This window comes from Photobacterium sp. GSS17 (genome assembly GCF_028621875.1).
GTDB lineage: Bacteria > Pseudomonadota > Gammaproteobacteria > Enterobacterales > Vibrionaceae > Photobacterium > Photobacterium ganghwense.
The window spans coordinates 879334-899810 of record NZ_CP117517.1; the positions used below are offsets into that span (position 1 = coordinate 879334).

18 protein-coding genes and 2 tRNA genes are annotated in these 20477 nt (G+C 48.2%); 10 read left to right on the top strand and 10 right to left on the bottom strand.

Going from position 1 to position 20477, the window contains the following annotated elements:
• Positions 1–131 precede the first annotated feature (131 nt).
• Positions 132–1025: a Dyp-type peroxidase gene (locus PGW97_RS03975; RefSeq protein ID WP_217391988.1), complete on the top strand. Its 894-nt coding sequence runs from the start codon at positions 132–134 to the stop codon at positions 1023–1025.
• A gap of 342 nt (positions 1026–1367) precedes the next feature.
• Here the strand turns inward: PGW97_RS03975 and crr are convergent, their stop codons facing one another.
• The 5 genes from crr to cysZ all read right to left on the bottom strand — a co-directional run bounded on the left by crr (position 1368) and on the right by cysZ (position 6217).
• On the bottom strand, positions 1368–1877 hold the full coding sequence (gene crr, locus PGW97_RS03980; RefSeq protein ID WP_047883881.1) for a PTS glucose transporter subunit IIA: 510 nt from the start codon (positions 1875–1877) through the stop codon (positions 1368–1370).
• A gap of 40 nt (positions 1878–1917) precedes the next feature.
• Positions 1918–3645 carry a phosphoenolpyruvate-protein phosphotransferase PtsI gene (ptsI, locus tag PGW97_RS03985; RefSeq protein ID WP_047883880.1) on the bottom strand — a complete coding sequence of 576 codons (1728 nt, stop codon included), beginning with the start codon at positions 3643–3645 and terminating at the stop codon, positions 1918–1920.
• Between the two features lie 53 nt (positions 3646–3698).
• Positions 3699–3956 (bottom strand): phosphocarrier protein Hpr, encoded by a 258-nt coding sequence (gene ptsH / locus PGW97_RS03990; RefSeq protein ID WP_047883879.1) that lies wholly within the window; start codon positions 3954–3956, stop codon positions 3699–3701.
• Between the two features lie 314 nt (positions 3957–4270).
• On the bottom strand, positions 4271–5239 hold the full coding sequence (gene cysK / locus PGW97_RS03995; protein ID WP_217391989.1) for a cysteine synthase A: 969 nt from the start codon (positions 5237–5239) through the stop codon (positions 4271–4273).
• 216 nt (positions 5240–5455) lie between these two features.
• A complete protein-coding gene (cysZ, locus tag PGW97_RS04000) occupies positions 5456–6217 on the bottom strand; it encodes a sulfate transporter CysZ (protein ID WP_047883877.1) in 762 nt (253 codons plus the stop codon).
• A gap of 453 nt (positions 6218–6670) precedes the next feature.
• On the opposite strand from cysZ, the gene zipA reads away from it, so the two are divergent.
• The 6 genes from zipA (at position 6671) to PGW97_RS04030 (ending at position 14615) form a co-directional block, all read left to right on the top strand.
• Entirely contained in the window at positions 6671–8062 is a 1392-nt protein-coding gene (gene zipA, locus PGW97_RS04005; protein ID WP_273858833.1) for a cell division protein ZipA, read from the top strand.
• 122 nt (positions 8063–8184) lie between these two features.
• Entirely contained in the window at positions 8185–10200 is a 2016-nt protein-coding gene (gene ligA / locus PGW97_RS04010) for an NAD-dependent DNA ligase LigA (protein ID WP_273858835.1), read from the top strand.
• Positions 10201–10704: 504 nt separating this feature from the next.
• Positions 10705–12081 carry an OprD family outer membrane porin gene (locus PGW97_RS04015; RefSeq protein ID WP_207103298.1) on the top strand — a complete coding sequence of 459 codons (1377 nt, stop codon included), beginning with the start codon at positions 10705–10707 and terminating at the stop codon, positions 12079–12081.
• Between the two features lie 383 nt (positions 12082–12464).
• Complete coding sequence (locus tag PGW97_RS04020) at positions 12465–12665, top strand: hypothetical protein (RefSeq protein ID WP_047883873.1); 201 nt, start codon at positions 12465–12467, stop codon at positions 12663–12665.
• Positions 12666–12838: 173 nt separating this feature from the next.
• The gene (gltX, locus tag PGW97_RS04025; protein WP_273858841.1) at positions 12839–14263 is read left to right on the top strand and encodes a glutamate--tRNA ligase; all 1425 of its coding nucleotides are present in this window, start codon (positions 12839–12841) and stop codon (positions 14261–14263) included.
• 276 nt (positions 14264–14539) lie between these two features.
• Positions 14540–14615, top strand: a tRNA-Ala gene (locus PGW97_RS04030).
• Between the two features lie 281 nt (positions 14616–14896).
• Here PGW97_RS04030 and PGW97_RS04035 read toward each other — a convergent pair.
• Both PGW97_RS04035 and PGW97_RS04040 read right to left on the bottom strand, forming a co-directional pair.
• Positions 14897–14973 (bottom strand) — tRNA-Arg (locus PGW97_RS04035).
• 47 nt (positions 14974–15020) lie between these two features.
• Complete coding sequence (locus tag PGW97_RS04040; RefSeq protein ID WP_273858842.1) at positions 15021–16163, bottom strand: flagellar assembly protein FlgT; 1143 nt, start codon at positions 16161–16163, stop codon at positions 15021–15023.
• 213 nt (positions 16164–16376) lie between these two features.
• On the opposite strand from PGW97_RS04040, the gene PGW97_RS04045 reads away from it, so the two are divergent.
• Together PGW97_RS04045 and PGW97_RS04050 are read left to right on the top strand one after the other, a co-directional pair.
• Positions 16377–17012: a FlgO family outer membrane protein gene (locus tag PGW97_RS04045; protein WP_273858843.1), complete on the top strand. Its 636-nt coding sequence runs from the start codon at positions 16377–16379 to the stop codon at positions 17010–17012.
• 37 nt (positions 17013–17049) lie between these two features.
• A complete protein-coding gene (locus tag PGW97_RS04050; RefSeq protein ID WP_217391998.1) occupies positions 17050–17484 on the top strand; it encodes an LPP20 family lipoprotein in 435 nt (144 codons plus the stop codon).
• A 328-nt stretch (positions 17485–17812) separates the two neighbouring features.
• Here the strand turns inward: PGW97_RS04050 and flgN are convergent, their stop codons facing one another.
• The 3 genes from flgN to flgA all read right to left on the bottom strand — a co-directional run bounded on the left by flgN (position 17813) and on the right by flgA (position 19379).
• Positions 17813–18238: a flagellar protein FlgN gene (gene flgN, locus PGW97_RS04055; RefSeq protein ID WP_273858846.1), complete on the bottom strand. Its 426-nt coding sequence runs from the start codon at positions 18236–18238 to the stop codon at positions 17813–17815.
• Between the two features lie 17 nt (positions 18239–18255).
• The gene (gene flgM / locus PGW97_RS04060; RefSeq protein ID WP_047883867.1) at positions 18256–18567 is read right to left on the bottom strand and encodes a flagellar biosynthesis anti-sigma factor FlgM; all 312 of its coding nucleotides are present in this window, start codon (positions 18565–18567) and stop codon (positions 18256–18258) included.
• A 104-nt stretch (positions 18568–18671) separates the two neighbouring features.
• Positions 18672–19379: a flagellar basal body P-ring formation chaperone FlgA gene (gene flgA / locus PGW97_RS04065; protein ID WP_273858847.1), complete on the bottom strand. Its 708-nt coding sequence runs from the start codon at positions 19377–19379 to the stop codon at positions 18672–18674.
• A 171-nt stretch (positions 19380–19550) separates the two neighbouring features.
• Here flgA and PGW97_RS04070 point away from each other — a divergent pair, with 171 nt between their 5' ends.
• Complete coding sequence (locus tag PGW97_RS04070; protein ID WP_047883865.1) at positions 19551–20468, top strand: chemotaxis protein CheV; 918 nt, start codon at positions 19551–19553, stop codon at positions 20466–20468.
• Positions 20469–20477 lie beyond the last annotated feature (9 nt).

A 20477-nucleotide genomic window follows, 5' to 3' on the forward strand; every position in this document is an offset into this window, starting at 1 on the left:
AATCAAAGATGTAAAGGCGAACACGGATTTTTGCGACCGCTGACAATGATCAACGATAGTGATGGAAAACGCGTTATAATCAACGGACTGAAAAGCGCGAAGCGCAATGAGAGCAATAACAGGAGAAAGATATGGCAACTGCACAACCCCTAATTTTGCCAGAGGCCGGTCCATTTGCACTGTATGTGGTCATGAATGTTAAAGGTGACCGACACGCTGTGGTCGAGCAGTGCCAGAAACTTCATGATCTGGTTGAGAGTGTCAATAGCCAGCAACATGCGGATTTGCGTGCCTCTGTGGCATTCGGTAAACCTTTCTGGCTGACGATGGAAAAAGGCTGTCCGGCTCAGTTTGATGAGTTTACTGCGTTAGGTGAGGGAGCGATTACAGCTCCGGCAACTGGCGGTGATATTCTGTTGCACGTTAACTCTAGTCGTCATGACCTTAATTTCTACCTGCTACGCAAGTTCATGGAACCGGTAGCGGAAGAGCTGGACATTCTGGACGAAACTTACGGGTTCAAATACTTGGATGCCCGTGATATGACGGACTTTATTGACGGTACGGAAAATCCGAAAACCCGTGAAGCGCGTGCTGATGTGGCACTGATTCAGGATGGCGAATTTGCGGGCGGCAGTTATGTGATGATGCAGCGCTTTGTTCATAACCTGCCAGCCTGGAATCGACTGAATATTCAGGCTCAGGAAAAAGTGATTGGCCGTACCAAACCAGATTCTGTAGAGCTGGAGAACGTTCCTGCAGCATCTCATGTTGGCCGTGTTGACATTAAAGAAGAAGGCAAAGGGCTGAAAATCGTTCGTCACAGCCTGCCATACGGCACTGTCAGCGGCGACCATGGCCTGTTGTTCATTGCTTACTGCAATACTCAGCATAACTTTAAAGCGATGCTGGAAAGCATGTACGGCCATACTGACGGTAAAACTGACCAACTGCTGCGCTTTACATCTGCGGTTACCGGGGCGTATTTCTTCGCTCCATCAATGGAAATGTTGCAGTCTCTGTAATCAGCCAAGCAGAAAAGATCCCGGCAAGGTCGCGCCGGTACCAAGCTTGAGTGTATGTTCTGCCCCGGTCAGTGGATTGCCATGCTGTTGCGACAGCCGGCGACTCTGCAGAGCACGGGGAATTAGGAAAAATGGGCGATATATACATCGCCCTCCTGGAGTCTATCAGACACTCAGAAAAGCAGGCCTTACAGAATCAAAGCAAGCGAGAGCAAAGCCTCTCGCTTTTTTATGTTTGTGTTGCGACAGGGCGCTACACAATGCCAGACAAACAAAAAGCGCCACCCGAAGGCAGCGCTTTGATGTCACAATAGCGAGTGGCTATCTACAACAGATGTTGTCTTATTTCTTAACGCGCAGCACAGGCGTTTCACCAACAGTGGTTGCACCAGAAAGCTTGTTCAGCTCTTTGATTTCATCCATGTTAGAGATAACAACAGGAGTCAGAGTAGATTTCGCTTTTTCTTCCAGCAGTGCCAGATCGAACTCAATGATAGTGTCGCCCACTTTCACCGTTTGACCTTCTTCAGCGACGCGAGTGAAGCCTTCGCCTTTCAGTTCAACAGTGTCGATACCGAAGTGAACGAACAGTTCGATGCCGTCGTCAGACTCGATAGAGAAAGCGTGGTTAGTTTCGAAGATTTTACCGATAGTACCGTTTACAGGGGCAACCATCTTGTTACCAGCTGGTTTGATAGCGATACCGTCACCAACGATTTTCTCAGCGAAAACCACATCTGGCACATCTTCGATGTTTACAATTTCACCAGAAAGTGGCGCGATGATTTCAATTGCACCAGCCTCAGCACTGTCGTCAGAAACCAGCTTCTTCAATTTGTCAAACAGACCCATATCGTTGCTCCTAAGCGTTGTTATTTTATCTGCAGCTATCTTAGCAGATGGTCTTTTCTGCGATGAATTTTTCTACGTGCGCTTCGATTTCAGCGGCAGTAGGCATAGCAAGCGCTTGCTCAGCCATGGCTTTCACATCGGCATAGTTCGCGTTGCGGATAATCTTCTTAATGCGTGGAATAGAAATTCCGCTCATACTGAACTCGTCCAGGCCCATACCCAGCAGGAGTAGGGTCGCACGCTCGTCACCGGCCAGCTCACCACACATACCGGTCCACTTGCCTTCTTTGTGAGAAGCATCAATAACTTGCTTAATCACGGTCAGGACCGCAGGTGACAGTGGGTTGTAAAGGTGTGAAATCAGCTCATTACCACGGTCAACCGCAAGAGTATACTGGGTTAAGTCATTCGTACCAATACTAAAGAAGTCTACTTCCTTAGCCAGGTGGTGCGCAATTGACGCCGCAGCAGGGGTTTCTACCATCACGCCGATTTCGATGCTTTCATCGAACGCCAGACCTTCAGCACGCAGTTCTGCTTTGTACTCTTCAATAGCTGCTTTCAGTTCACGGATCTCTTCAACAGAGATAATCATCGGGAACATAACGCGTAGCTTGCCGTGGGCAGACGCGCGCAGGATACCGCGCAGCTGGTCGCGCAGGATATCACGACGATCCAGGCTGATACGTACCGCACGCCAACCCAGGAACGGGTTCATTTCTTTTGGCAGATCCATGTATGGCAGATCTTTGTCGCCACCGATATCCATAGTACGGATAATCACAGGCTCGCCGTGCATGGCTTCAGCCACTTCTTTGTAAGCCTGGTATTGCTCTTCCTCAGTTGGAAGGGCATCGCGATCCATGAACAGGAACTCAGTACGGTACAGGCCAACACCTTCACCGCCGTTACGGTTGATACCGTCACAGTCTTTAACTGTACCGATGTTACCGCAGACTTCTACCTGGTGACCGTCCAGCGTAATTGCTGGCAGATCTTTCAGTTTTGCCAGTTCTTCTTTTTCAGCCTGGTACTGATCACGGATTGCTTTGAATTTGGTTAGCTCATCATCAGACGGGTTGATCACAATCTGGTTGTTGATTGCGTCAAGAATCAGCATGTCGCCGTTCTTCACTTTCGCTGTGATGTTGTTGGTACCAACGATGGCTGGAAGCTCCAGAGAGCGTGCCATGATGGAGGTGTGGGAAGTACGGCCACCGATATCAGTCACAAAGCCCAGAACGTAGTTCAGGTTGATTTGTGCGGTTTCAGAAGGTGTCAGGTCGTTGGCAACCAGAATCACTTCTTCATTGATGGCACTCAGGTTAACAACGTTAATACCCAGAGCATTTTTCACAACACGGCTGCCGATATCACGGATGTCGGTAGCGCGCTCTTTCAGATATTCGTCATCCAGAGATTCCAGCGTAACGGCCTGCTCTTCGATAATAGAGTAGATAGCGTAGTCAGCTGATGCTTTGTTGTCTTTAATGAAGGCTATGATTTCTTCTTCAAGCTCTTCGTCTTCCAGCAGCATGATATGGCCTTCAAAGATGGCTTCCTTCTCTTCACCGAAGGTAACACGCGCTTTTTCCTTGATTACTTCCAGTTGCTCAGAAGATTTTTTTCGAGCATCGAAGAAACGCTGAATTTCATTCTCGATTTGGTCTGCAGAAACAGGAGTCTTGTTCAGAACAATCTCTTCTTCCTGCAGTAGTAGTGCTTTACCAAAAGCAATACCAGGAGATGCCAGGATACCTGAAATCATAGCCTTACCTTAATTTGACGTATAACTAGGAAAAGTAATAAACGGGCTGCGGATTAATGCAGTTCGTCCATTAGGGCAACCAGGTGGTCAACAGCTTCTTGAGCTTGAGTACCTTCAGCAGAGATGGTTACTACTGTGCCTTTTACTAGACCTAGAGTCTGAAGCTTGAACAGGCTCTTAGCGCTAGCGCTTTTGCCGTTTGAAGTCACTGTGATGTCTGCGTCAAAGCCTTTTGCTTCTTTTACGAACTGAGCAGCTGGACGAGTGTGTAGACCGTTTTCTGCAGTGATCTCAACTTGCTTTTGATACATTTTTCACCCCGATACAAATATTATTTATTTAATCTTAACGTAACTGAAAGTAAGCTTAACCCTTTTAAGCTATGCTCGCTAATCTGGAGTATAAACTACCTTAACAATCCGGTGCCTGAGTTTAATCCAAGTCAATGTTTTGTGACTTTTCTCGCTTTCCATGTCTCTTTCAGGTCGTTTTTTGACCTTTTATTTTGAGGCTGGAAATAAAACACACCGGATTTATATTAGAGCTACGCCTGAATTGCAACAAAAAAGCCCCCTGCTAGGGGGCTTTAAGATGACTCAGATCACGTTATCCGTTAAAACTGTGATCACTGTTGCGTTTCTTTTTCGGTGAAAATTCCGGCAAACAGGGCAGTAGATAGGTAACGTTCACCCGAACTTGGCAGGATGACAACAATGTTTTTACCTGCGAACTCTGGACGCTCTGCAATACGGTTTGCTGCAACAACAGCCGCACCGGATGAGATACCTGCCAGAATGCCTTCTTCTTCCATCAGGCGGCGTGCCATTTCAATGGCGTCTTCAGAGCTGACCTGTTGCACTTCGTCAATCAAATCCAGCTCCAGGTTGCCTGGGATGAAGCCTGCGCCAATCCCCTGGATTTTGTGAGGAGCCGGTTTCAGTTCTTCACCGTTCAGGGCCTGCGTGATCACTGGTGACTCGCTTGGTTCAACCGCAACGGTTGTGATTGCTTTACCTTTTTGGCGCTTGATGTAACGGCTGACGCCTGTCAGCGTACCACCGGTACCGACACCGGATACGAACACATCAATTTCGCCGTCAGTGGCATCCCAAACTTCCGGGCCTGTTGTTTTTTCGTGGATTTCCGGGTTGGCTGGGTTGTTGAACTGTTGCAGAAGCAGGTATTTTTCAGGTGCTGAAGCGACAATTTCTTCGGCTTTTTCAATCGCACCTTTCATCCCTTTCGGGGCTTCGGTCAGAACCAGATTTGCACCCAGAGCTTTCAGCAGCTTACGGCGCTCAAGGCTCATGCTCTCAGGCATGGTCAGAGTTAGTTTGTAGCCACGTGCAGCGGCAACAAAGGCCAGGGCGATCCCGGTGTTACCACTGGTTGGTTCGACCAGTTCCACGCCTTCTTTCAGAATCCCTTTTTTCTCGGCATCCCAGATCATGTTGGCGCCAATACGGCATTTAACGCTGAAGCTTGGGTTACGGGCTTCGATTTTAGCCAGAACGTTACCTTTACTGACGCGATTAAGGCGAACAAGAGGGGTATTACCAATAGTCAGGGAGTTATCTTCGTAAATTTTGCTCATTGTGTCGTTCCTTCGTAACACGCTCAAATTAAATGACACTCTAAGCATAATCTCAGATAGACGTTTGAAAAGGAATTTGTGGTTATATCTTATTGTTATAAAGGACGCATTCAGATTGGCAGGGCGGGTGCATGTTAATAAATGTAAACCTAGGCCACAAAACGTAAAAAGCGAACCGTTTCCGGTTCGCTTTCTGGCGGTATTTTGTTACGAGAATCAGTAATTGCGATACTGATTGCGGTAGTTATCCACCCACATCGCTGTTGCACCACAGACGGCAACCGGCATGACGAACAGGTTCAGGATTGGAGTCATGGTACACAGCATGACCAGACTGCCGAAACTCAGCGACTTCCCGCGTTTTTGCTTAAGCGCATCGCGCATCGCTGGGAAGGGCACTTTGTGGTTATCAAATGGGTAGTCCGCATACTGGATTGTCATCATCCAGGCGCTGAACAAGAACCACAACACCGGGCCAAGCGTCTGACCAATGGCCGGAATCCATAACAGGATCAGCAGACCAATTGCTTTTGGCAGGTAGTATTTCAGCTTCACCCATTCGCGGTGCATGATGCGCGGCAGATCTTTCATGACCGTGGCAATGCTGGCATCAGGGGCTTTGTTACCGGTTAGCTTGGCTTCCAGGTGCTCAGCCAGTAAGCCGTTAAAGGGTGCGGCAATCCAGTTGGCAATGGTGCTGAATATATAAGAGAAGGTAACCAGTACTGCGATAGCAATGAGAGGCCACAATACGTATGACAGCCAGTCCAGCCAGCTTGGCAGTTTGTCCATCCAGCCACTGATCCAGACGTCTAGCTGACTTAGAACAAAACCAAACGCGGTGCCGAAAAGCACAATGTTGATCAGCAACGGGAACAGGACGAAACGTCGGGTTCCCGGCTCCATTGCCAACGACAGGCCACGGAAAAAGTATCCGGCACCGCTTAATGGCGATTGAATAGGACGCGGTGATTGCATAAAAGCTCCTCGGCGAATAAAGGGCAACGGCTCTGAATACGTTAATGAGCCTTGTTGGGTATGAGGGCATATTAACGTTGTGTAGCGGAAAGACGCAATCTACATGGGCTGTTGACAGGTCAAGCCGCCGTAAAATTGTTCAAGGAGTGGTCGATTTTGTGCTCGATAGCACTATCTTACACGATTAAGCATATTCGCCTTCTCATTATGTTTTGAGTTTTGATACAGTAATGATTGCCGATGTGTATTTTTCTTGATAACAAGAAAATCACATGGGTAATAAATCCGGCTACATGGTTCGTCAAATTACGTGTCTGCTGAGTCAGTGCGATAAACGAGAAAACTGCAACCGGGTTTTTGTGTCACGGTACTTACCGGATCGCCGATACCGGGGGATACCAGAAATGTTGATTCACCCCTTGATGGGGAAACGAGTAAATTCAGAGTATTCATATGCAGGAATTGCGTCTGGTTCTAATTATTGTTGGTGCACTCGCGATTGCAGCATTGTTGCTGCATGGTCTGTGGAGCAGTCGAAAGGAAAAGCCCGCGAAGTTTAGCGAAAAACCGCTGGGCAAGCTGAGTGAATCATCTCGGGACTCTGACGGGTTTGATAAAGATGGTGTGGGCTCAGTACGTGTCGTGAACCATGAAAGCCCGCAACCGGAGCCGGTTAAACCGGAACGAAAAGAACCTGAATTGCATTTCGGTGCCAAACTGGACGTTGACCCGTTGTTAGACGTGCAGCCTTCTACTCAGGCCACACCTCAGCCAGTTGCTGAACAACCTGTCACTGAGCAGCCTGCGATCCAACAGCCTGGTATCCAGCAGCCAGTGATTCAAGAACCAATGGCGCAACAACCCGTGGTTTCGTCACCAACTGACTTTGTTGAAGTTGCGCCTACGCCAGAGCTGCAACCGCACTCGCTACAGCCTGTAGTTCATGCACCACAAACAGCGGCTGTACCTGAGACTGTGACTTCGGAGGCGGTGATTCCAGCGATGGCACCGCATCAAGCAATCGTTTCTGAAACTGTTCCAGAAACCGTTTCTGCTCAGGGAATCGCGTCACAAACACGAACGAATACAGCATCGCAAACCGTTGCGCCACAGCCGGTTGCCTCGAAAGCAGCGGCTAATAAGCCTGTGCGCGCGGAACCGACATTTGCACCGGTCGTAGAAGAAAGCGAGCATGTTGTACCGCAAGCCGAGAAGCAACCTCAGGCGACAGCACACCAGATGGCGTTTATGCCTGTAGGGTCCGATAGCCAAGCTCAGTCTGACGTTGTGCCTGTGGATGTAGCTGCTGCGCCAATCAGCCATGCTGCGCAAATCAACCCGGCGGAGGCAGTTCCTGTCGAGCAAGTAGTCGCCGAGCCCGTCATTGTGGAGCCTGAAGTGATTCCGGAACCAGAACCAGAAGTGCTGCCACCAGATTATCTGATGCTGGGTGTGCATGCTCGTAACGGTCACACATTGCGCGGCAGTAAATTATTCAATGCTTTTGAGCAAAACAACCTGATTTTTGGTGAGAATTCGGTTTACCACCGTCACCTGGACAAAGCGGGGACAGGGCCGATTATTTTCACCGTGACCAACATGGTGCACCCGGCTCACTTCCCAGAAGGCGGCAGCGATAATTTTGAAACCCCGGGGGTTGCTTTTTATCTGATGTTGCCGGCGGAAGCAGGGCGGGCCGATGAGCACTTTAATCTGATGTTGCAAACCGTTCAGCGCATTGCTGACACGCTGGGGGCGGATGTTTTGGATCACGAGCGTTCTCTGATCACCCCACGCCGTATCAGCCAGTATCGTGAAAAAGCGCATCGCTATACGAACGTCTGATTAATCTCATCAGAGAGCAGAATAAATTGCCCTTTATACGCCACAGTATAAAGGGCTTTGTTTTTTATACCGGGCCAGCTTTTTCATGATTAACCCGAGCCCGGCAGAGGATAGGAAACACAATGAGCCATGATATTCAGCAGCAGCTGGCTGAGCTGCGTGAACAACTTGCTTACCACGGTTACCGTTATTACGTTGAAGACAACCCGGAGATTCCGGATGCAGAATACGATCGCCTTATGCAGGAGCTGTTGGCACTGGAAGCTGAACATCCTGAGCTGATCACCACCGATTCCCCAAGCCAACGTGTTGGTGGACAGCCTTTAGCCGCTTTCACTCAAATCCAGCATGAGATCCCTATGTTGTCTCTGGACAATGCATTTGATGATCAGGAGCTGATGGCGTTTGAAAAACGCATGAAAGATCGGCTACCGGCTGCCGCATCATTGACGTACTGCTGTGAGCCGAAGCTGGACGGTCTGGCGGTGAGCCTGATGTATGAGAATGGCATACTGGTTCAGGCTGCGACCCGTGGTGACGGTACAACCGGTGAAAATATTACCGAAAATGTACGTACGATCCGTGCTGTTCCTCTCCGTCTTCGTGGCGAAGGATGGCCCCGTCGTCTGGAAGTGCGCGGTGAAGTTTTCATGCCGAAGCAGGGTTTTGAAGATCTGAACGAGAAGGCCCGCAAGAAAGGCGAAAAAACTTTTGCCAACCCACGTAATGCAGCAGCAGGCAGTCTGCGTCAGTTGGATCCTCGGATCACGGCAACTCGACCGCTTCATTTTTATGCTTACTCTGTCGGTGTTGTTGAGGGCATGGAGCTGGCAGAGAGCCAGTACCAGCGTCTTGTCCAGTTGAAAAACTGGGGGCTGCCGATGTGTCCGGAAGTCAGACAGCTGAATAACATTCAAGAAGTCATTGCTTACTACCAGGATATTGGTGACAAGCGTCAGTCACTGCCATACGAAATTGATGGTGTCGTGATCAAGGTGGATGCTATTGAGCTACAGCAGCAACTGGGTTTTGTTGCGCGAGCCCCTCGCTGGGCAATTGCCTATAAATTCCCGGCGCAGGAAGAGCTGACAGTACTGAGAAATGTTGAATTTCAGGTTGGCCGAACTGGTGCCATTACTCCGGTAGCAAAACTGGAACCGGTATTTGTCGGGGGGGTAACCGTCAGTAACGCGACCCTTCACAATGCTGACGAAATTGAGCGGCTGGGTGTGATGATCGGCGATACCGTGGTTATTCGCCGAGCCGGTGATGTGATCCCTCAGGTTGCATCGGTTGTAACAAGTCGCCGTCCGGCAGATGCTCTGCCAATCGTATTCCCACAAACGTGCCCAGTTTGTGATTCACATGTCGAGCGTGTCGAAGGTGAAGCAGTAACCCGTTGCTCTGGTGGGCTGATCTGCCGCGCGCAGCGTAAGGAAGCACTAAAGCATTTCGTGTCACGCAAAGCAATGGATGTTGATGGCTGCGGCGAAAAAGTCATAGAGCAGTTGATCGAACGGGAAATGGTGACGACCCCGGCGGATTTGTTCAAGCTGTCGGCGGGGGTTGTCACGGTGCTGGATCGTATGGGGCCTAAATCCGCACAGAAGTTAGTCGATTCATTTGCGGTCTCAAAAGAAACCACACTGCCTCGTTTCCTTTACTCTTTGGGAATCCGTGAAGTAGGAGAGGCGACAGCGGCAAACCTGGCGAATTACTTTGAAACGCTGGAGAATCTCGAGAATGCCACTGAAGAGCAGTTAATGAAGGTGCCTGATGTAGGGGCTATTGTTGCTGCTCACGTTTATAACTTCTTCCGTGAGGAACACAACCTCAGTGTGATCCGAGAATTGCTTGAGGTGGGGATTCACTGGCCAGCTATTGAAAAACCCGATGAAGATGCTGAGTTGCCATTGGATGGCAAAACGGTGGTATTGACAGGTACCTTATCTCAGCTGAGTCGCTCTGATGCCAAAGCCGCACTGCAGAAGTTAGGGGCAAAGGTAACGGGGAGTGTTTCAAAGAAAACCGATTTGCTGGTGGCTGGTGAAGCGGCTGGGTCAAAATTGGCAAAAGCACAGGAGTTGGGCATCGAAATTTGGGATGAGCAAACCCTGATAAACGTCATTTCTCGTTAATATCGTCAATTTCGTTAATTTCTTTTTTTACAATTTATAATATCTCCAACAAGCCCCAGGTATTGATTTATCTAGGGCTTTTTATTTTCTCCTCATTTTTCTCAATCTTTTTTCATTTGAAAAATATTTTTCGGCAAAAATCGTTTTCTTAAAGGATTTGAAAATGTAATCAATTGCAGAAAACGCTCGTTTCTTTCTGTCTAGCTCGCAATTTATTAATGTGAAATAAATATAAGTTGTTGATATTCATTTGTTTTATTGTTTATCTGTTTGTGTGATTGAACTTTTTTGATCACGATCACCGAACACCCTGAATATTTGCACTCAGTCATATTTTTTAAAGAATTAATTAAGTTATGTTTGATGTTTTTTGCTGCGAAAGTAGTCTTAGTTGTGAACTAAGCGCAGTTGGACTGTGCACTCAAAAATGAATTTGTTGCGTACCTACGGCGGCCAACTGAGGTACGTGAACAAAACAGCTAGTTATTATTTAGGAGTTATTCCATGGAAAAACTATTCAAGCGCTCTGCTCTTAGTGCTGCTGTAATCGGTTTTGTCGCGGGTATGTCAATGGCGACTGCGCCAGTGGCTCATGCCGAAGGCTTTTTTGAAGATTCAACCATCAACGGTGCCGTGAACTTCTGGATGCGCGATCGTACTCGTGGTAACTACGATCCTGTGACCGGTAGTGACACAGATAAAGAAACTAACCTTGACCATGGCTCTATCTACACAAACTTGGGCTTTAGCTCCGGTTATGCTTCAGGGGTGGTGGGGTTAGACCTGAACGTTTATGCGACCTTTGACATGTGGCAGAACGGTGGTGCTGACCACGAGATGAACTTCTGGGATGTCAATAACCCGTTCGATAAGAATGCGAGTTCTAATTCTTGTTCTGATGTCTGGACTGATTGTAACAGCAATGGTGTTAGCTATCAGACTGTGGCTGCTAAGTTTAAGCTGGGTGAAAATGCCAAGGCGCGTTTGGGTTACTTCCAACCAAGCGTTCCTACTGCCATGGGGGTGAACTGGAGTTATGCGGCCGGTACTTACCTAGGTGGTGAATTAGGCTTCTCTGTGGGGGGCTTAGAGCTGGGGGCGGTATACGCAACGCGTTATAAGGCACCATGGTTCAAAGATACTTATGAACTGAGAACGACGAAAAACGAAGATGCTGGCGATGCCTACTCGCTGGGTGCACGCTACACCTTCGGGAATGGTTTGCTGCTGGATGTGGCATATGCCGGTCTGACCGACGGCGATCGTAAAAATGCACACATCAAACTGAAGCAAACGCTGGATAACGGCTGGTACCTGTCTCCACAGCTTTACGTAATTGATGATGATGAGCAGTATGACGATACGGCTTTCCACCTGGCTTTCCTGTCAGCCAAAACATTTGGTCAGTACACAGTACGTGCCGAAGCCACTTACACCATTGCCGATTCGACAGATATTTCGAACAGCATGGGTAACTTTGCATACCGTCTGACCAGCCAGTACGGCGGTTCTAACGGCGCTTACGATATCTGGTGGAACAACCGCTCTGACTTTAACCACGATGGCGAGTTTGCCGTGTTTGGTTCGGTAAACCGTGACTTCAGCGATTTGGGTGCGCCAGGCTTCAGTGCAGGCTTCAGTGCCGCGGCGGGTATGGCATCTTCAGATGTTGATGGCCTGGATGACCTGTTCGAGTACTCAGGTAGTGTGTTTGCCAACTACGCTATCCAAAATGGTGCTCTGAAAGGCGCTAATATTGGTTTCTACTACACCGAATACGTGAACGATACAGATACGCCAAACTGGACGGGTTGGACAAACCTGTTCCAAGACGAGTCTGACATTAAGGTTACCTTGACCCTGCCATTTACCATCAAGTAATCGAACGTTTTACACTGCCTATAAAAGAGCTAGCCTTCGGGCTGGCTCTTTTTATGTTTGCGTCAGGTATGCTGCTTACCGTTGGGAGAGACGTCCTGAGTGTTGTGAGTGAGATTTTGGCGACGGTGGATATTTTATAAAGTGTGAAAAATACACATAAAAGACGGAAATCAGAGTGTCTTTTTTGTTTGATATTTAGAATTAAAAATTATCTATAAATCTCAGTCTCTTGTACCAGCGTCGAGACAGTGATTTACTTCGTTTCGAAAAATAATATGCTATGAGAGTAGTTGTTTTTTACTGACCTATACTGTTAAAGCATCTCAAATGCAGTGGTTGTTAAACACCTTATGTGACAATAACCGGAAATTAAGGAGTTAACCATGAAACTGAAGTGGGTTGTTTTGACGATTGGATTGCTGGGGGCAGTAAATTCCGGCTTAGCGATAGCTAATCAGGGATCAGGTGGTGCACCGGCAATGCCCATTTACCGTTGTATGGTAGAAAACGAGCAAGGCAAGGTGACTGAATCTTGGGTCCCATTGCATATCTGCCAGCAAAAAGGCGGAAAAAGTGTTATCTAACCTCGCATTAACAGGTTAGAAGCAGGAGGGCTTGTCCCTTCTGCTCCCGATATTAACTTTCCAGTCCAGACATACTCTCTGCAATATTTTCCTTCCGCGTCTCAAGTGCTAAACTAGTTGCCATTTTCTGGGCCGGGTGTTCGCCTGGCGATTCGATTAATTAGGTATTATTCATGACGGTTAAAACGCGTTTTGCTCCGAGCCCAACAGGCTTTCTGCATGTTGGTGGTGCTCGTACGGCTCTTTATTCTTGGTTGTATGCGAAACATACGGGCGGTGAATTCGTTCTGCGTATCGAAGATACAGATCTGGAACGTTCAACTCAGGAAGCGATCGATGCCATTATTGAGGGGATGAACTGGCTGGGTCTGAACTGGGACGAGGGCCCATACTACCAGACCAAACGTTTTGATCGTTATAACCAGCTGATCGACCAGATGCTTGAAGAAGACAAAGCATACAAGTGTTACTGTCCGAAAGAGCTGTTGGACGAAATTCGTGAAGAGCAGATGGCTGCTGGCGTGAAACCTCGTTACGATGCGAACCACCCGAAAGTGATCGCAGCTAATGCAGCGGCGACAGAAGAAACACCATTCTGTATTCGCTTCCGTAATCCGAAGGAAGGTACGGTAGTTTTTGATGACCATATCCGTGGCCGCATCGAAATTTCCAATACCGAGCTGGATGACCTGATCATTCGTCGTACCGATGGCAGCCCAACGTACAACTTCTGTGTAGTGGTTGACGACTGGGACATGGGCATTACGCACATTGTTCGTGGTGAAGACCATATCAACAACACGCCTCGCCAAATCAATATTTACAAGGCGCTGGGCGCTCCTATTCCTGAGTTTGCACACTGTGCCATGATTCTGGGCGATGACGGTGCGAAACTGTCTAAACGCCACGGTGCGGTCAGTGTGATGCAATACCGTGATGACGGTTACCTGCCAAAAGCACTGCTGAACTACCTGGTACGTCTGGGCTGGTCAAATGGCGATCAGGAAATCTTCTCTGAAGAAGAAATGATTCAGCTATTCAGCCTGGATGCCATCAGCAAGTCAGCATCGGCATTTAACACTGATAAGCTACTGTGGTTGAACAATCACTACATTAAGCATTCTGAGCCAGAGTACGTTGCGCAATACCTGCAATGGCACCTTGATCAAAAAGAAATCGACATCACTTCAGGTCCGGCTATCACGGATGTGATCAAGCTGGTCGGTGAACGTTGTAACACCCTGATTGAACTGGCTGAGCAATCTCGCTATTTCTATCAGGACTTCAGTGAATTTGAAGCCGGTGCTGCGAAGAAACACCTGCGTCCTGTTGCGAAAGAAGCATTGGAACTGGCGCTGGCAAAAGTAGAAGCACTGAGTGAGTGGACAACAGAAAACCTGCATCAGGTGATTCAGGATACGTGTTCAGAGCTGGATCTGGGCATGGGTAAAGTGGGTATGCCACTGCGTGTTGCCGTTACTGGTATTGGTCAGTCTCCATCTGTTGATGCTGTCATGTGCCTGGTTGGTAAAGAGCGTGTTATGGCTCGTATCCAAATGGCACTGGCATACATTGCTGAGCGTGAAGCTAACAGCTAATAATATCTGCTTAATCGAGGTTGTCTTGACCTCTGGATAGCGTAGAACCGGAGCTTTTGCTCCGGTTTTTTTATTCTCTAAACAAATTTCAAGCAGCTGTTGTCAATCGTTGGCTTTGTATCGACGTAGCCCGTTTTGGTTAATTGGTGGTGGAAAAATAACCAAAAAACAAAGGATATTGTGATTTGTTTAACGCTTTTAAATCATGGGGGCTGAGAGAGGCTTTTTGTTCATTGACATGATTTCATTAAGTTTTTATTATCTATTCCACAATTTGGGGCTATAGCTCAGCTGGGAGAGCGCTTGCATGGCATGCAAGAGGTCAGCGGTTCGATCCCGCTTAGCTCCACCAAATTTAAAACCTCGCCTTTTGGCGGGGTTTTTTGCTTTATAGCCTTTAAAAAAGTTCGGATGGGTTAGCTGCGATGCTTTTTGGTTCTTCTCACCGGTTTTTACTTTAGGTCCGATGAGAGGCTGAGGCGATGGTACAGAAGCGTCGGTGACACGGTTTGTACTGATGAAGGAGTCAGAGAGAGCGGGCGCTGGTGTGCGAAACAGGTGTACAAAAAGGCCTTTCGCTGAACTAAACAAAAAAGCCCGGTACAGCTGAGTACCGGGCTTTTTGATATTTGATGGCGCTCCCTACAGGAGTCGAACCTGTGGCCTTCCCCTTAGGAGGGGGACGCTCTATCCTACTGAGCTAAGGGAGCAACTGCTTGTCAGGCATTATACAAAAAATTAACTATAAATTAAGCAATTAGTCGAGCGTTCTGAGCTGTTTGGTCAGTAAATCACCGGGTTGGATACTGGCCGCGAGCTCGGGCTGTCTGACAACCAGCTCGGAAGATTTTTCGTACACGCGGTCAACGGTGAGTGTGATATTGGTTTGTACCATTCGGTTCCGGGGAATTCCATTTTGATCAATAAATCCGGCGGAGTGCCACAAAGCCAATTGATCGCCGGCGCGAACACCATGAATTCGACCGACATTGATTTGCACGGCGTTGCCTCGGGTACTGACCACCTCAGGCAAACTGGTGCGGCAGGATAGGGCTGATTCCAAATCCAGCATCATGTTGCGACTGACCCGCACAATTGCCTGCCCGTAGCCTGATTGCCAAAAACGGGCACTTTTGGTATCCACCAGGCTTGTCCGGGAAAATGGCCAGTTAGCCACCTCCCGGTAGTTATTCTGCATCAATATCTCGCCGGTTTTTCCGTCAATGATCATCAATGTCGCGGCAAATTGGCGATTGATCTTGTCAGTTCTGAGGATCTGGTTGTCTACCGTTGAAGTCAAATCGGTGATTTCGCCACTGACAATATATTGAGCGTCATTATCTTCCGCCATCATAGTCAATGAATCAGGCTGGCCGGGATTAACCGGGAAAGGTGTGATGCCGGCAGTGACAAAGCTCTGGGAGTTCTTATTAAGTTGGCGGTTAAACAGCTGAGTGAAATCGTCACCCAGCTGGTAAATCGATCCCAGCGCGGCGTGCTGAGGGTAGGCAATAGCAAACTCGCCCAGTAGCAAGCCCTTTTTGTATTGAGTACGGTGGCAATTTTTTGCCGATGGTGCGATCTCAATCCGAGCGGTGAGGTAATATTTGCCGCCTTTCTTCTCTGTCTTAGTGACAGAAATATGACGGATTTCGTTGCCGCTGAAGTGATAGTCTTTCTTCCCATCCTCTAGGTAAGGTTTAATCAGGCCGATATTAGCGATATCCGCTCCGGCATAACTGGTGGCCTGAAACACCGCGTCTTCCAGGGCATTTTGTCTTGCCAGGCTTTCACTCTCGAGGATGATGGCATTGCCGGTGATCTCATACCAGGATGCCTGTAAAGGCGCCGAGAGCAAGGAACACAGGCTCAGGAGCAACGCGCTTGTTTTTTTTCTCATTGAGATCACTTTTAACTATAGGTACGAAAATTGCTTAGTGATACCAACAGGCTTGTTATCTTCAGTTTTATGGCTGAGCTGTTGGCACAATAATAAAAGATTAAGCAAAAAGTGTTCCCATACGCAATTTTGCAGCGAGTCGGTAAAGTTTTTTTCCGACTGTACGATAAAAAACTATGGCATTGAGACTCGTCGCATTTGGAGCTGGTTAGAATGAAAAACTGGATCGTACTGGTACTGGCATTGGTTACGGTATCTTGTACCTACTCGCCTGTTTACAACGGTAAAAAGCCGTATTCAGGCAGTGCATTTATGTTGAAAGAAACACCACGCCATACCATTGATTACTTCATTGAGGGGATGACCGAGCAGCTAGTGGCCTCGAATCAATACCTGACGGCGAAAACCCCGCTGGCTGTGACATCGTTTGTTGATCTGCAGGACATGAGGGAAACCAATTGGTTGGGGAATACTGTCGCAGAGAGCTTTATGTTCCAGATGCAGCAGCGTGGTTATACCGTGGTTGACTATAAAGCGACCGGCGCCATAAAAGTGACGACGGAAGGGGATTTTGCCATTAGCCGTAACTGGAAAGATCTGGCTGCGGAACAACCGGTTGATTTTGTTCTGACGGGAACGATGGTTCGTCAGGCCGCAGGGGTGATGGTCAATGCCCGTATTATTGGGATGCGTTCGCGAGTCGTGATTGCATCGGCGCAGGGCTTTTTGCCGGCTGAGCGTATTGGCAGCGACCTCGATACCTTGAACAAAGTTCGGATGAGAAACGGGGTGATAATTCGTGATGACGCAGCAATTTACGCTGATAATAACGTCATTCTAAAACCTTGATTATTACAACCTGATAGTTAAAAGATTGGGAGCAGACATGCGCTACGGATTAATCTTCTTGCTGAGTGTATTTATGATGGGCTGTCAGCCCATGTTGCAGAGCAGAAGCAGTGCAACGGATGTGATTACCGCCGTTGGGTATGCGTCCATTAGCGAGCAGCGCGGACGTACCCAGGAAGAAAAGCAGCTTCGGGCGATGAGAGCGTCAAAAATTGATGCGTATCGTGAACTGGCTGAGCAGGTTTATGGTTTTCGAATCAGTGCTCAGGCTGGGCTTGATGATCAGCAACTGAGTATTGAGAGTACTGATGCCAGTGTGGACGGGAACATCCGCGGTGCAGAAGTGATCCGTAGCTACCCGGTCGGAGACAGCTATGTGACTGAAATGCGTCTGGACATGAAAAAGATGGAGCGCCTCAGTGATGTCGGGGATGTCTATCATGTCCCTAACAAGCAGACGTCGCTGTTTTAATATGAAGATGCCGATGTCGTTTGGCGAAGGTGTTTGAAGGTGGTGTTTGGCTGACGGGTCACCTGCAATAAAAAAAGCGGAAGATACCTTCCGCTTTTTTTATTTGTTCTGCCTACCTGTACCGGTTTTCCGTGATACTCACTTGCCCAGCGTGAGTACTCACAATCTTGCCAGTGGATGATAGCGTAAATAACCGTCTGCTTTACGTCATATGAACAACTTTCTATGACAGGGTTTCCGTACAGTTCGTTATGAATTGCTTTCTAATATGAATAGCTTTCTATGTCGAGTGTTGCCAGAACCCGTTTTAGCAGTAAAGCTGACAATATCAGGCAATTAAATCGGTACCCAGTGTACGCGTGTTGGTGGCCTGGCCTTCGCTGTTATAAGTCATCTGGTGTTTGCCTCGGCTCTGCTGTAACAGATTATTGAGTTTGTGGAAGGTACGCTGCGCGCGTAGCAGAGCTTCACCGTTCACTTCATTCAAGGTATTGCATTCAGCAATGCCAGCCTGAATAGCGGCAACAGCAGTGATCAGTTGGTCATCTGTTTTCAGCAATGGCGTCTCGGCATGATGACCAAGCTGGTAATCCACCAGTTTGATATTGTCGATAATCGCCAGCTTTTGTTTTGCACAATCCGCAATGTGCTGTGAATGGCGGCTGACAATTGCCTGTTGTTCCGCTTTCAGGTTTTCTAGAAGGCGGCGGACATTTTCCTGCTGTTGCACAATAAGCTGCTGAATAGAAGACATACTCAATGACCTGTCAGTTACATCCCGTTAAGTTCGTCTTCGAATTTAAGCAAGTTTGAAGCCAGCTTTTCTGCATCAATGACATATGAACCATTCGCGATGGCTTCTTTAATCTGGCTGACCTTTTGGTTGTCGAAACTCTCCGGCATGGCCGCCAGCTCTTTATGAATGCTGCCTGCTGATTTAGCCTGAGAGCTCAGAGAAACTTGATCGGTTTGCTGCTGCTCACTGGTCTGACTGACCTGAGCTTTCTCTTTTTGCTCGCCTGAGCGCTGGGTCGTCAACGGCGAGGACGACAAATTTGTTCTTAACTGATTAATGCTGGGCATACGACATTTCTCTTACACGGTTACCTGGATGTACCTGATATCGGCAGTAGTGGGTAATACTTTAGTAATTATACGCAAGTTTATCCCGGGCTGGTCGTTTGTCTTTAATAGCTTACGCTCACTTCACCCACTGCCGTCACAGAGGCATTGATGATTTTCTTGGAGCGGGCATTTTGCACCCGAACTTGTTCGCCTAACGAACCGTCAGACAGGGCAACGCCTTCGGTGATGATGCTCAGGTTACTCCCTCCGGCATTGATACGAACCGGGTCATTTCTGCATACCAGGCAGATATCATTGCCTTGAATGGTGTCGCCCATTTTGACGTTGCGCTTCATTTTTGAGCCAATGATCTGAGCTGGCCGTTCGAAAATCATTCCGCGCTGAAAGCGTAAGTCAACCATCTGTATAGTGAGATCATCGGCGGTAATCACCATTCCCCGTCCTAATGGTCTCGTGGTAACAACGCGGGGGAGCATGAGCTGCGTTTTTACCGGCACATAGACCTGCCAGTCTGCCGCCGGACATTTGACGAGGACGGTGACATTACCTGTCAGTGACTGCTTACCTGGCACCGTGGCTTCCAGTTCAGTTGGACACGGGCTAAGGCGAAGCCGACTGTCGAGAGGGGAAGCTTGCACGTGAAGCTCACCATTGTCAGGCGGATCAATCAGTGCGGTTACAAACTGCTCTGCCGTTTGCTGGACCTGTTCAAGAATATTTTGCTGTGAACCAAGAACAAAATTGCTAAAGAATGTGCTTGTCAGGCCGATAAAAAAGATTAGTAATCTTAAAAGTGTTTTTGGGGTCACGGTCTTCGCCCATTGCTGCGGAGAAAAAGTGGCTATAGTTAGCCTCGTAAGTCATTGCATCAACCGGATAGCCGGAATCGGATACCGTCTGCTATCATACGCGAATTGCCGTGATACTTCCCATCTAACGCGTATCTAAATTATTAAAACAAATAACATGGAGTCATCCTTATGTCGGGGATCCTGGATACAGTTAACCAACGCACCCAGCTAGTAGGGCAAAACCGACTGGAATTGCTAACGTTCAGACTTAACCGCCGTCAGCGCTACGGTATTAACGTTTTTAAAGTCAAAGAAGTGTTGCAGTGTCCAAAGCTGACGACCATGCCAAACTTACACCCTTTAGTTAAAGGCATCGCCCATATTCGTGGCCAGACCATTTCTGTGATTGATATGAGCCTGGCAACCGGTGGCCGCCCGATTGATGACCTGGATAACTGCTTTGTTATCATTTCTGAGTTTAACCGCTCAGTGCAGGGATTCCTGGTCTCCTCGGTGGAACGTATCATTAACATGAACTGGGAATCGATTCTGCCACCGCCAAAAGGGGCCGGCCGGGCGAATTACCTGACTGCCGTTACAGAAATCGACAATGAACTGGTTGAAATTCTGGATGTTGAAAAGATTCTGGATGAAATTTCTCCGGCAAATACCGATATCACAGGCACCATCCTGGAAGAGCTGGTTGAACACCTGCCAGCAGTACGCCGGGTTCTGGTGGCAGATGACTCGAGTGTAGCCCGTAAGCAGGTTCAGCGTGCCATTGAAGCTATTGGCTGTGAATGTGTGTTAGTCAAAGATGGCAAAGAAGCCATTTTGACCCTGCGTGAAATGGCGAAAGAAGGGGATATCTATCAACAATTGGCGTTGGTGATCTCAGATATTGAAATGCCGGAAATGGACGGCTACACCCTGACCGCTGAAATCCGTAACGATCCGAAACTGAAGGATCTTCATGTGATTCTGCACACCTCGCTAAGTGGTGTGTTCAACCAGGCGATGGTTGAACGCGTCGGTGCGAATGCATTTATTCCGAAATTTAATCCTGATGAGCTAGGTGCAGCGGTAAAAGCCGCAATGCCACGATAACAATAATTT